Source organism: Brevibacterium permense (genome assembly GCF_013280495.1).
Lineage (GTDB): Bacteria > Actinomycetota > Actinomycetes > Actinomycetales > Brevibacteriaceae > Brevibacterium > Brevibacterium permense.
Map to the genome: position 1 here is coordinate 24,455 of NZ_JABSSX010000008.1, position 12,743 is coordinate 37,197.

At 65.7% G+C, this 12,743-nt stretch carries 11 protein-coding genes; 8 read left to right on the forward strand and 3 right to left on the reverse strand.

Features of this window, described 5'->3' with window-relative positions:
- Positions 1–10: 10 nt before the first annotated feature.
- Positions 11–1,588, reverse strand: a complete 1,578-nt coding sequence (locus HK353_RS11750; RefSeq protein WP_245395970.1) for an alpha/beta hydrolase — start codon at positions 1,586–1,588, stop codon at positions 11–13.
- 59 nt (positions 1,589–1,647) lie between these two features.
- Here HK353_RS11750 and menD point away from each other — a divergent pair, with 59 nt between their 5' ends.
- The 3 genes from menD to HK353_RS11765 are packed head-to-tail and all read left to right on the forward strand — an operon-like array spanning position 1,648 to position 4,004.
- A complete protein-coding gene (menD, locus tag HK353_RS11755) occupies positions 1,648–3,438 on the forward strand; it encodes a 2-succinyl-5-enolpyruvyl-6-hydroxy-3-cyclohexene-1-carboxylic-acid synthase (protein WP_217278440.1) in 1,791 nt (596 codons plus the stop codon).
- 50 nt (positions 3,439–3,488) lie between these two features.
- A complete protein-coding gene (locus tag HK353_RS11760) occupies positions 3,489–3,749 on the forward strand; it encodes a type II toxin-antitoxin system Phd/YefM family antitoxin (protein WP_173156496.1) in 261 nt (86 codons plus the stop codon).
- Complete coding sequence (locus tag HK353_RS11765; protein WP_173156362.1) at positions 3,750–4,004, forward strand: Txe/YoeB family addiction module toxin; 255 nt, start codon at positions 3,750–3,752, stop codon at positions 4,002–4,004.
- Between the two features lie 103 nt (positions 4,005–4,107).
- Here the strand turns inward: HK353_RS11765 and HK353_RS11770 are convergent, their stop codons facing one another.
- A complete protein-coding gene (locus tag HK353_RS11770) occupies positions 4,108–5,478 on the reverse strand; it encodes an isochorismate synthase (RefSeq protein ID WP_173156364.1) in 1,371 nt (456 codons plus the stop codon).
- A gap of 82 nt (positions 5,479–5,560) precedes the next feature.
- On the opposite strand from HK353_RS11770, the gene HK353_RS11775 reads away from it, so the two are divergent.
- The 4 genes from HK353_RS11775 to HK353_RS11790 all read left to right on the forward strand — a co-directional run bounded on the left by HK353_RS11775 (position 5,561) and on the right by HK353_RS11790 (position 9,835).
- A complete protein-coding gene (locus HK353_RS11775) occupies positions 5,561–6,289 on the forward strand; it encodes a demethylmenaquinone methyltransferase (protein WP_173156366.1) in 729 nt (242 codons plus the stop codon).
- Positions 6,290–6,291: 2 nt separating this feature from the next.
- Positions 6,292–7,593, forward strand: coding sequence for a geranylgeranyl reductase family protein (locus HK353_RS11780; protein ID WP_173156368.1), 1,302 nt, complete (start codon positions 6,292–6,294; stop codon positions 7,591–7,593).
- A gap of 94 nt (positions 7,594–7,687) precedes the next feature.
- Positions 7,688–8,698 (forward strand): polyprenyl synthetase family protein, encoded by a 1,011-nt coding sequence (locus tag HK353_RS11785; protein WP_172173675.1) that lies wholly within the window; start codon positions 7,688–7,690, stop codon positions 8,696–8,698.
- Positions 8,699–8,767: 69 nt separating this feature from the next.
- Positions 8,768–9,835, forward strand: coding sequence for a permease (locus tag HK353_RS11790; RefSeq protein WP_173156370.1), 1,068 nt, complete (start codon positions 8,768–8,770; stop codon positions 9,833–9,835).
- A 149-nt stretch (positions 9,836–9,984) separates the two neighbouring features.
- On the opposite strand, the gene rarD is transcribed toward HK353_RS11790, so the two are convergent.
- A complete protein-coding gene (gene rarD / locus HK353_RS11795) occupies positions 9,985–10,896 on the reverse strand; it encodes an EamA family transporter RarD (protein WP_173156372.1) in 912 nt (303 codons plus the stop codon).
- A gap of 179 nt (positions 10,897–11,075) precedes the next feature.
- Here rarD and HK353_RS11800 point away from each other — a divergent pair, with 179 nt between their 5' ends.
- Complete coding sequence (locus HK353_RS11800; protein WP_173156374.1) at positions 11,076–12,494, forward strand: FAD-dependent oxidoreductase; 1,419 nt, start codon at positions 11,076–11,078, stop codon at positions 12,492–12,494.
- Positions 12,495–12,743: the final 249 nt, after the last annotated feature.

Consider the following 12,743-nt stretch of genomic DNA (forward strand, 5'->3'; position numbering starts at 1 on the left):
ACCTCTCGAGTCAGCGTTCCGAAGAATCAGCGGCCGTCGATTCGCGACCGCTCTCAATATAAACGCCAGTGGGATCGTCCGTGGATTCTGTCTGTGACGGATCTGGAACATCGGCTGTGGACCGTTCGCCATCGACCGCTGCCGCAGCTGTGCGTCGGCGATCGGCCGCGCTGTGCTTGCGGTCGGCTGCCGCGTCAACCGGCACCGAGGCGATCCTCACCGTGGTCACCTCGTCCTGTCCCAGCGTGGCGAAGTGAGCGGTGCGTTTTCCCGGGATGATCGGATCGTGCATGGCCGCGGCCAGGCGACCGGTGAATGTCAGCCGCCCTTTCTTGTCGGCCTTCTGCTGATAGGCATTGTCCCCGCTGGGACCGGACACGCTGATGTCGTAGCGGCGGTCGGGGTCGAAGAGACCGGGAGTGCGCACACGGAAGCTGCCGGTCCCGGTCAGAGAGAAGCCGGCGGCGCTGACTGCATCGAAGCGCACCACCTGCGCGCGACGACGGGAGATCTCCACCCGCCACCCATGGATGTCGAAGAGGGCATGGCCGGTGAGGAAGGTGAACTGTCCTCCATCGGCCACACGATCTGTCCGACGACGATCCGAACTCGCATAGTTGCGCCGCTTGCCGAGGGTCTTCAGCCAGGCTCCGAGTTCCCGTTCCCAGCTCGTCCAGTCGTGCAGGCCGCTGGTGCGCGGAAACCAGGAATGGCGGATGCCGAGGGAGTTGAGACGGGCGGAGAAGCGCTCGCCCTGCGAGCTGATCATCGACTCCAGCAGGTCGCGATCCTTCGCCCCTTCGAGGCTGCCGGAACCGGCGCTGAACCACAGGTCGAGGCCGCGGAGGTTCTCGGCCAGAGCGTACGGGGAATTCGCCAGCCATTCGCTGCGGTCGAGAGCGGGATCGCCGAACAGGCTCAGTGATCGCGCGCCTTCGCGCATCGCGATGATGTCGAAGGCGGGCACGGTCGACAGAGGATCCAGAGGAGAGGAGAACGCGGCGGCCGATCCGTACCTGTCGGGATGCCAGGCCGCGTACTTCATCGCCCCGTACCCGCCCATCGACAGCCCCGCCGCCAGCTGACCGGCAGGCGCCCAGTCGACGGAGAAGTTCGCCTTGAGGAACGCTGGGATCTCCTCGGTATGAAATCGCGGCCAGTCGTGGACCTCGCTGCCGACAGCCAGACGCGAATAGGTTCCTGCCCCGCCGTCGGGCATGACGACGAGGTACGGGGAGTCGAGGGTGAGCTCCTCGGCGGAACCAAAATCCGTCCATGAGCGGAAATCATCGCCGCCTCCGTGGAAGAGGTGGATGACGGGGCTGACCTCGGCGGGAATCCCCGGCAGCAGCACACGCACGCCGACGGTGCGACCGAGCGCGGGGGAGTAGAGGAAGAATTCGCGCAGCCTCGGCGAGAGTTTCCGTTTGTCCCGGATATGCCAGGTTCGGGCAACCTTGCCACGGGGTTCGGGACCGAGGAAGGAGGTGGTCTGGTCGCGAGCGGGATAGCGTCCGCGATGGGAGCGGGCCGCGGTCAGAGTGCGGATGGCTCGTGCTCCCATCGCAATGATCAACGAGCGGCGCATTTCTCGAGGTTAGAGGGCGGAGGTGAACCACAGGTGGTCAGGTGGTTGAATATCAGGTGATGTCGAATTCGAGCGCGGTGGCGCAGCAGATTGCCCGAAGCCTGGTCCATGCCGGGGTCAGTGATGTCGTCTTCGCCCCCGGTTCGCGGTCCGCCCCCTTGGTCTATGCTCTGGCTCCGCTCGCCGAGGCGGGGCTCATCCGCGCTCATGTGCGCGTCGATGAGCGTGATGCCGCCTTCCTCGCCCTCGGCCTGTCCCGAGGTCTGCGTGCGCGCGGCCGTGAGTCCGCCGTGGCGGTCGTGACGACGTCCGGCTCGGCCGTGGCCAATCTCCATCCCGCCGTCCTCGAGGCCTCGTACGGGCACCTGCCGCTGCTGGCACTCACCGCGGATCGTCCCGCCAGGCTGCGCGGCACCGGAGCCAATCAGACCATCGACGACCAGTCGCAGGTGCTCAGCGATGTCCGTGCCCGCTTTGACATCCCCGCCGGCGACACCGCAGAGGCGGTCCACCGAGCGATGTCAGACGCCGTGGCCGCGGCATTGGGATCACGCTCGGACACCGCCGCCGAGGCGGCCGGCCCCGTCCAATTCAATGTGCAGTTCGACACCCCCTTGGTTCCCACCCCGGAGGAGTTGGACACGTGGAAGAGCGAGATCCACGGGCTGGCCGAGACCCGAGTCGCGAATGACGAGCCCCGCATCAAGGAACCGGAAGACATCGGCGCAGGGAACGATTCGCAGACGTCTGTCGAAGTCACCATCACCGAGGGGACGGTCATCGTCGCCGGGGACGCCGGTGGGCATTCGGCCGAATCGTTGCGTGCGCTCGCTGAAGTTCACCATCTTCCGGTGCTTGCCGAACCCTCGAGTCCTCTGGCGCGCACCGCTGTTGATTCGAAGGAATCCTCGACTTCCGGATCATTCGAACCCTCGACGGTCGTGCCGGCTCATGCCCGCGTGCTCAGCGATCACCCCGCACTGCGGGAGTCGATCCGCACCGTCATCGTCCACGGAAAACCGACGCTGACCAGACCAGTCGCCGCACTGCTCGCCGACGAAACCGTGACCGTGCGGCGCATTCCCGACAACATCGATGCGCTCGGCCTGACTGTCACTGAGGAGAAGAGCGTCGCGGGTGATGTGATGGCAGCGGGCGATGCTCAGGGAATCGCCGCCTCGGGGCCGGCCTGGCTGTGCGCCTGGATCGACACAGGGTCTTCCCTCGTGGCAGCTGCACGAGCGGAGCGGTGTGCGAAACGACCCTCGGAACCGGGCGTGGGAGGGAACCCGGGTGCCACCTCGGCGAAGGAATTCCAGGCGACGGCGCGGAGGGTCACTGAGCATTTGGCCGCCCAGGACATCACTCTCTTCGTTGCCAGCTCGAACTCGGTGCGCTATCTCAGCGACGCCGCCGACATCCGCGCCCGCATCCACGCCTCACGCGGACTCGCCGGAATCGACGGACTGATCTCGACGGCGACAGGACTGTCGCTGGGTCTGGGGGAGCCGGTCATCCTGCTCATCGGTGATATCGCCATGCTCCACGACATCGGCGGACTGCTCACCCCGAGCGCCGAGGAAGCCGGGGAGGTGACGATCGTCGTGCTCAACGACGACGGGGGAGCGATCTTCTCCGGACTCGAACATTCCCAGCCCCATCTCGAAGGCTTCCTGGAACGATATTTCACCGTCCCCCACGGTCGCGGATTCGCCGACCTCGCCGCAGCGTACGGATGGGACCACCAACAGGTGACCAGCGCAGAGGAATTCGAAACGACCCTGAGTCAGATCGACGCAACGCGAAACGTACAGGCTCGCCGGATCATCGAGGTGACTGTTCGACGCTGATAGTGGTACCATAAATGAGTACAACTGGTTCGAAGGCGGAGGTCGTCATCATGTCCATCAGCGCAAGCGAGGCGCGCAAGACCCTGTTCCCCCTCATCGAGCGAGTCAATGAGGACCGTGATGCAGTCGAGATAGTCTCTCGCAAGGGCAATGCCGTCCTGATGCCGGCCGACGAGTACGCCGCATGGCAGGAGACCGCTTACCTTTTCCGCTCGCCGGCGAATGCCCGCCGCCTGCTCGATGCCTACGACCGTGCCCGAGGTGGAAAGGCTGAGGTTCACGACCTTGATCGCTCGGACGAGGAAGCTTGAGTGCGTCTGGTCTGGGACGAGTCGGCCTGGGAGGACTACAAGCACTGGCAGACTGCCGACCGGAAGACTCTGAAGCGAATCAATACGCTCATCGACGCCTGCCTGCGTGAACCGTTCTCCGGGATAGGCAAGCCCGAGCAGCTGAAGTACGGAGCGCCGGGCGCGTGGTCGCGGCGCATCACCGCAGAGCACCGACTGGTCTATCTCGCAGACGACGAGGACCTGGTGATTCTTCAGGCCCGTTATCACTACTGAATCAACTGCGCTCCGCGTGGGCACACGAAGCACCTCACCGGTCGACCTCTTCTCACCTTCGCCGACCGGGCCCGTGACAATGCCGGAGAGTTCCGGTAAACGGTCAGCCCCGGTCGAGACCGAGCGCCCGACGCATCGGAGCCAGCTTCGCGTTCGTCTCGGCCACCTCGGTGGCGGGATCCGAATCCGGCATGATCCCGGCACCGGCATACAGCCGGATGCGGTTGCGGTCCTCGAGCTGGCCGCAGCGCAGGGCGATGCCGAACTGGCCGTTGCCGCGCCCGTCCATCCATCCGACAGGGCCGGAGTAGCGGCCGCGGTCGAGAGGTTCGAGCTCATCGACGTGTGCCACGGCGCTCGCCTGCGGGTACCCGCCGACGGCAGCAGTGGGGTGGACCGCTGCGGCGACGTCGAGGGCGGTGAGCCCGGAATCGGGGGAGAGGTTCGCCTGCGCATCGGAGGCCGAATGGATGACATTGGCCAATGGCAGCAGGTGAGGGCGCTCATCGACGGTGACATCCTCGGCGACCGAACCCAGACTGCGCTGCAGGGAGGCGATGGCGAACGCATGTTCGGTGCTGTCCTTGTGCGCGCTCAGCAGCTTCCGAGCCGCCGGCATCTCCTCCATCGGGTTCTTCTCCACCCGGTAGGTTCCGGCCAACACTCGTGAGGTCACTCTGTTGTTCTCCACCCCGATGAGCAGTTCCGGGGTCGAACCGATGAGACCGGCGATGTCGAAGGTCCAGCAGCTCGGGTAGCTGCGGTTGAGCGCACCGAGCACCGCACGCACGTCGATGTCCTCTTCGGTGGTGACGACTTCGTCGCGGGCGAGGACGATCTTGCGCAGAGTCGGATCGTCCGAGAACGCGTCCACCTCCGCCGAGGTATCGATCGGAGTGAGCATGGCAGCGACCTGCTCGACGAGCCGGGACCACTTGTCGGGATCGAGCTCCCCGGCCTCGGCCCGCGCCGAGTGCACGCGCTGCAGCGGTTCGGCATGGAGGATCGGCGGCAGAGGAGGCTCCTCGGCCGTCGAGATCGAGGTCAGCCACACGCGGCCGCCGCGGCGGCCGAGAACGAATTCAGGGACATGGATGATCGAATCGACCGCGGATTCCCCCGAATAGGCGACCGTGGCAAAGCACATGAGTCCGGAACCGAGCAGATCGACCTCATCCTCGACGGCAGCCGCCTCGGTGATGGCCTTCCATGCATCCGAGAGTTCGGTGAACCGCTCAGGTCCGCGGGCCCGGATGCGCAGGGTGCGTCCAAAGCCGATGAGACCGGAGGTGTCACGGACCCAGCAGGAGAAGCCGTCGGTGGGCAGCAACTCGAGCGTCTGCTCCACGGTCGTGGGCAGACCCGATTCGAAGGGGAAGCCCGGCCCGGGATCGACGTCGTCGACGAAACGGGACCGCACATGCAGGCGCGGCGGGGCAGAGAGGATGTCGGAAGTGCCGAAAGTCGTAGTCATGTCGCCACGATTCTAGTTGAGGATCGCGAGTACCAGGGATCCGGATTCGCCCTCCCGGTTCAGGTGTTGAGAGAATATGGTCATGAACCGTGCCAAGCTGGACAAACAGCCCGCAGACGTCGCGTCGATGTTCGACGATGTCGCCTCCCGCTACGACCTCACGAACGACGTCCTCTCCTTGGGCTTCGCCCGTGCCTGGAGGCGCACCGTGGCCCATTCCGTGGCCGCCGGGCCCGGTGAGCGCGTGCTCGACCTGGCTGCCGGCACCGGCACCTCCTCGATGACGTTCACCCACCACGGCGCCGAGGTGGTGGCCGGGGACATCTCCACGGGAATGCTCGCCGAGGGGCGCCGTCGGCACCCGCAGATCGACTTCATCTACGCCGATGCGATGGACCTGCCCTTCGCCGATTCGAGCTTCGACGTCGTCACGATCTCCTTCGGCATCCGCAACGTCCACGATGTCGACCTGGCGCTCGCCGAGATGCTGCGCGTGCTCAAGCCCGGCGGACGTCTCGTGATCTGCGAATTCTCCACTCCGACGCTCGATGCCTTCAGCCTCGTGTACAAGGAGTACCTGATGAGAGCCCTGCCGCCGCTGGCCCGTGCCGTGTCGTCGAACCCCGAAGCCTACGTCTACCTGGCCGAGTCGATCCGTGCCTGGCCGAACCAGGACGCCTTCGCCCATCAGATCCTCGACGCCGGCTTCGACCAGGTGAAGTACCGCAACCTCACCGGCGGAATCGTCGCAGTCCACCACGCCCTCAAACCCACCGAGGCGGCCGACACCACGGAGTCGGCCCAGCCTTGACGATGAATGAGTTCGATGCCGAAGTCGTCGTCGTCGGTGCCGGCCCGGCCGGCTCGGCGATCGGCGCCTACCTCGCCCAGGCCGGGCACGAGGTCATCATCCTGGAGAAGTCCGGATTCCCGCGCGACAAGATCTGCGGCGACGCCCTGACCCCACGCGCGGTCAAGGAAGCCGGCTACCTCGGAATGGAGCTGCCGGAATCCGACGGCTGGCACCGCAACAAGGGGCTGCGCCTCATCGGCGGCGGCCACCGGCTCGAACTCGACTGGCCCGAGATCGACGGCACCCCGAACTACGGGGTGACCCGCCCCCGGATGAGCATGGACGAAGCCTTCGCTCGTCATGCCCAGCGCAGCGGCGCCCGGCTCTTCGAACAGGTTCGCGCCATGTCCCCGGACGTGGGCGACGACGGGTGGATCCGCGGCGTCCACGCCTCCGGAACCGATCACCGGGGTCGCCGAGTCGGTCCCGAAGCCCACTTCCGGGCACCGATCGTCATCGCCGCCGACGGAGTCTCCTCCCGACTGGCCGTGTCCATGGGGTTGGAGAAGCGCGACGACCGGCCGATGGGAATCGCCGCCCGCGCCTATCACACAACGCCACGGCATGCCGATGACTACATCGAATCCTGGGTGGAGATGCGGTCGACGAATGCGGCCGGGGAATCCGAGACCCTGCCCGGATACGGGTGGATCTTCCCCCTCGGCGACGGCACGGTGAACATCGGTGCCGGACTGCTCGACTCCTCGCCCCAGTTCAGATCCGTGGATCTGCGCGGAATGATGAACCAGTGGATCGCCGACATGGGCCACGAGTGGGGCATCGACGAAACCACCTCATTGGGTCCGATCAAATCCGCGGCCCTGCCGATGGCTTTCAACCGCACACCGCACTTCCACCGTGGTCTGCTGCTCGTCGGCGACTCGGGCGGAATGGTCAACCCGTTCAACGGCGAAGGCATCGACTACGCCCTGGAATCCGCGCGCATCGCCGCCGAGGTGATCTCCACCTACTCGCGCTACCCGCAGTCCGTGATGCGTCGCCGGTTGGAGGAGTATCCTGCTCTGCTCGGAGATTCTCTGGGCGGCTACTTCACCCTGGGACGCGTTTTCGCCTCGATCATCGGCCATCCTGCGCTCATGCAGTTCGGAATCAAGTACGGTATGGGTGTTGACGTTGTGATGGAGTTCGTCGTCAAATTGTTGGCGAACCTCTACCGCGACCCGAAGGTCTCCGAGGCCGATCTCATCGACCGGATCATCTCGGCCCTGACCCGAATCGTCCCGGCCACCAGCAATGTCTGAGCGCAAGGACCACGGTGAGACCACAATGAAGAACTCTGAGCGCAAGGGCTGCGACAACACCATGCCGACACCGACTACGACGAATGACGAGGACATGAGCCACCCAGCCTCTCCGGCCACCTTCACCGGTGACGACGCCCAGCTCGCGGCAGAGCTCTCGACTCAGTTGGAAACCGTGGAGGCCCGTCTCTACGAGGTCACCGAACAGACGCGGAGACTGCCGGACGAGACATCGAAGCATCTGCTGGCTGCCGGCGGAAAACGTGCCCGCCCGAACCTCGTGCTGCTCACCGCCCGCCTCGGCGATGCGGAGAACGATGACATCATCGATGCGGCCGTCGCCGTCGAACTCATCCACCTCGCCTCGCTGTACCACGACGACGTCATGGACGATGCTCCCGTGCGCCGCGGTGCGAAGGCCGCCCATGAGGTGTGGGGCAATTCGGTGGCGATCCTCACCGGCGATCTGCTGTTCTCCAAGGCCTCCGGCGTCACCGCGAAGCTCGGTCCCGAAGCCGTGCGCATCCAGGCCGAGACGTTCGAGCGTCTCGTCCTCGGTCAGCTCAACGAATTCGCCGGCCCGCCCGAAGGCGCCGACGAGATCGAGCATTACATTCAGGTGCTCGCCGACAAGACCGGATCGCTCATCGCGACCTCGGCGCGCTTCGGCGTCATGTTCTCCGGAGCCGATTCTGCCCTGGCCGAGCCCGTCCGGGTCTTCGGCGAACGCGTCGGTGTCGCCTTCCAGCTCGCCGATGACATCATCGACCTCACCACCACATCCTCTGAGTCGGGAAAGACCCCGGGCACGGATCTGCGCGAACGCGTTCCCACCCTGCCCGTGCTCTACGTTCGGGCTGCTGCCGCCGACGGGGATGCCGCCGCCGCCGAGGTGGTCGACCTCCTCGACGCGGATCTGACCTCCGATGACGCTTTGGAGACCGCCCGTGCGGCTCTGGCAGCGCATCCGGTGACGGAGAAGGCCCGAGCAGAGGCAGCGCGCTGGGCCGATGAGGCCAAGGCGGCTTTGGCGCCGCTGCCGGAGGGTCAGATCAAGGAATCGCTGTTCGCCTTCGCCGACTCCGTCGTCGCCCGCACCTCCTGACCTCCCACCCCTCACCGTTTCTCTTCTGTCTCTCAGCCGTTTCGGCACAGGCGCAAAGGACATACCACGATGACGCAGACCTCGGCTTCGGCACCGATTCGGACTCCGCAGAGGCTCGGCGCCGCCGACTGGATCGGACTCGTCGTACTCGCGGTGCTGCTCGTCGTCGGCCTGAGCTGGTCGAAATGGCTGCCGTACTGGGACAAGGCGTGGACGATGAGCCGGACGTCCCTGTGGGACGGTACCCCGCTGTTCGATGCCGCCGGGGACACGGTGTCGCTGTCGGGCGCGTGGGACTTCACGCTCGTGTACTTCACCGCCGTGTGGAAAGCACTGCTGGTGGCGCTGCTCGTCGCGGCGGCCATCGACGCATTGGTGCCGCGTGACTGGCTGCTGAAGCTGCTCAACCGCCGCAGCCACACGGGTCAATCCCTCGTGGGTGCCGCCTTGTCGATGCCGTCGATGATGTGCACCTGCTGTGCGGCACCGGTGGCCGCGGGCCTGCGGGACTCGGGTGTGCGCCGTTCGGCCGCTCTTGCCTATTGGGTGGGCAATCCGCTGCTCAACCCCGCGGTCATCATCTTCTTGGCCCTCGTCCTGCCGTGGCAGTACATGGCGGTACGCATCGTCTTCGCGCTCCTCGTCGCGGTCGGTGCCGCCGCGCTCATCGGACGGTGGGTGAACGGCCCCGCCGAGGCGGCACCGGAGCCCGCACCCGCCTCGGCGAGTCTGCTGTCTCTGCCCATGCGCTACCTGCGGTCCCTGGCCAGGTTTGCCCTCATCCTCGTGCCCGAACACCTCGCGCTCGTCTTCGTCATCGGCCTCATCGCACCGTGGCTGACCGGTGTCTTCGGACTCGAAGCCCAATTGGGTGCCGGTGCCGTCCTCATCGTGGCGGTTGTGGCGACTCTGTTGGTCATCCCCACCGGCGGAGAGATCCCGATCATCCTCACCCTCGTTCCCCTCGGAGTCGGGGCCGGTGTCACGGGTGCCCTGCTCATCGCTCTGCCGGCGCTGAGCATCCCCTCGATGGTCATGGTCGGCAAGGCGATGGGATGGAAGACGACAGCAGCGATGGGTGCGGCCGTGGCGGTTGCCGCGGTACTGGCCGGGGGAGCGCTGTCCCTGCTCAGCTGACCTGCTGACCGCGGAGCCTCCTCGGCGAGGGTGCGGGCAATCCTCACCCTTACCCCAATTACTCCCTGACGGCGGCTCAGCACCCTCGCGCGAGGTTGCTGAGCCGCCGTCAGGTAGTAATTGAGAGGTGTGGGGGGTCTCGTTTCTGGTCAGCGGCGCCGGCTGTGGCGGATCATGTCCGTGCACAGCAGGATCACGGCGATCCAGATGACGAAGAATCCGATCCAGCGGGTCGTCGACATCATCTCGCCGAGCACCGTGACGCCGAGGGTGAATTGGATGGTCGGGGTGAGGTATTGGAGCATGCCCACCCAGGACAGCGGGATGCGGCGGGCGGCGGCACTGAAGAGGATGAGCGGGATAGCGGTGGCGGGACCGGTGATGATGATGACGAAGACGTGCCAGCAGCCGAAGCCGGTGAACGTCTGCAGGCTCAATGAGCCGAGGACGATGAGATAGATCGCCGAGGGCACGGCGAGGACGAGGCTTTCGACCGCCATGCCCTCGAGGGCTCCCACTCGGCTGCCGACCTTGTTCTTCACCAGTCCGTAGAGTCCGAACGACAGGGCGACGGTGAATGCGAGGTAGGGGACGCGGCCGAGGCCGATGCCGACGATGATGACCGCAAGCAGACCGAATCCTACGGCCGTCCACTGCAGCGGTCGCAGCTTCTCGCCTAGGAAGACGACGCCGAGGCCGATGGAGATGAGCGGGTTGAGGTAGTAGCCGAGTGAGATCTCGACGAGGTGGTTGGTCTCGACCCCGTAGATGAACGTCGTCCAGTTGATGGCGATGAGCACGGAGGCCAGAAGCAGCAGGCCGAAGAGGCGCGGTGAGCGCAGAATCTGCCAGGTGCGCAGGAATCCGCCGGTGAAGACGAGGAGGATGGCGCAGAAGACCAGCGACCAGATGACTCGGTGGGAGACGAGCTCGAGGGCGCCGGTGGGGGCCGCGGCCGCGAAGAGCAGCGGCATCACACCCCACAGCAGGTAGGCGGAGAATCCGTTGATCAGGCCGGCACGGCGGATTGCGCTCTCATCGGGGGCTGGGTTCTGGCTCACATCCTTCAGTCTAGTGAGGGGTGGGTTCGGGGGAGCCGGCGGGATCGCCGGTGAGATGGCAGGGCGGCGAGGGGTGCAGTCTGCCGTCCAGGCTGCGGCGATGCGAGTTTGGTCACGTCATTGTAAGGATGACCTACATTGACGATAGACTCGATGGGACTGAACAGAGAGGTGTGAGAATGACTCGTCCCTTCCGGGTGGCCATCGTCGGCGCCGGTCCTGCTGGGATCTACGCGGCCGATCTCATGACAAAAGCGGAACGTGATTTCGATCTGAGCATCGATCTCTTCGATCGTCTGCCGACTCCCTTCGGGCTCGTCCGCTACGGCGTCGCTCCCGACCACCCGCGGATCAAGGGCATCATCAACGCCCTGATCAAGGTCCTCGACCGAGGCGACATTCGCCTGTTCTCCAACGTCGAGTACGGAGTCGACCTCCACCTCGAAGAGCTCACCGACCGCTACGATGCGGTGATCTTCTCCACCGGCTGCTTCGTCGACGCCGCCCTCGATCTGCCCGGTATCGATCTGCCCGGATCCTACGGTGCCGCGGACTTCGTCAACTGGTACGACTCGCACCCAGACGTCCCGCAGTCCTGGCCGTTGGACGCCGAACGCGTCGCCGTCATCGGCAACGGCAATGTCGCCCTCGACGTCGCCCGAGTGCTGGCGAAGCAGGCCGACGATATGCACACCACGGAGATCCCCGATCACGTGTACGAGGGGCTGAAGTCCTCGAAGGTCACCGATGTCCACATCTTCGGCCGCCGCGGACCGGCTCAGGCGAAGTTCACGCCGCTGGAGCTGCGTGAGCTCGGCGCCGTCAAGGACGTCGACCTCATCGTCTACCCGGAGGACTTCGAGTTCGACGAAGGGTCGATGCAGGCGATCGAGTCGAGCAACCAGACCAAGCAGGTCGCGAAGACGCTCACTGACTTCACCATGCGCGAACCCACCGGAGCGAAGCGGCGTCTCCACCTGCACTTCCTGCACTCACCGGTCGCCATCCTCGGCGAGGACAAGGTGACGGGGCTGCGCACCGAACGCATGGAACTGGACGGTTCCGGCGGAGTCAACGGCACCGGCAGCTTCCACGATTGGGAGCTCGACGCCGTCTACCGTGCCGTCGGCTATGCGGGCACTCAGCTGCCGCAGCTGCCCTTCGACGATCGCAAGCGTGTGATCCCGAACCACGAGGGTCGCGTCGTCGACTCCGATGATCAGACTACGGCCGCCGAAGCCGATGTCGTTCAGGGCGTGTACACCACCGGGTGGATCAAGCGCGGACCCGTCGGGCTCATCGGCCACACGAAGGGCGATGCGCTCGAGACCATCGGACACATCCTCGACGACCGTGCCGCCGGCGTGCTCACCGAGCCGGTGTACCCGGACGAATCGGCCATCATCGAGCTCCTCGAATCCAAGGGCGTCGACTTCGCCGATTGGGAGGGCTACCACCGTGTCGAGGCCGCCGAGAAGGCCGCCGGCGAGGTCGAGGGACGTGAACGGGTCAAGCTCGCCACCCGTGAAGCCATGCTCGCCGAGGCGCGCGGACACGTCACCGCCGAATCCGTCGGCCAGCCGTCCGCAGGCAGTTGAGGTATGCCACCGGGCGCTCTTCGCGCCGTCGGAGTGTCACACATAGCTGAGGCCTCCCGCGCCGTCAGTGCCTTATCTTCCGCTTAGCCTCACTTCCTCCACTCCTGGGGCCATCTGTCACCGGCAGTGACTTCTCCTCCTGTAGCTATGGGCGGACGAGTCGCTGCCGGTGCCAGATGCTTCCACCACGTAGAGTCGGAGAAGTCCAGAACACGCCAGCGCGCACCGAGTCACCTCAGCTCGCAGCAG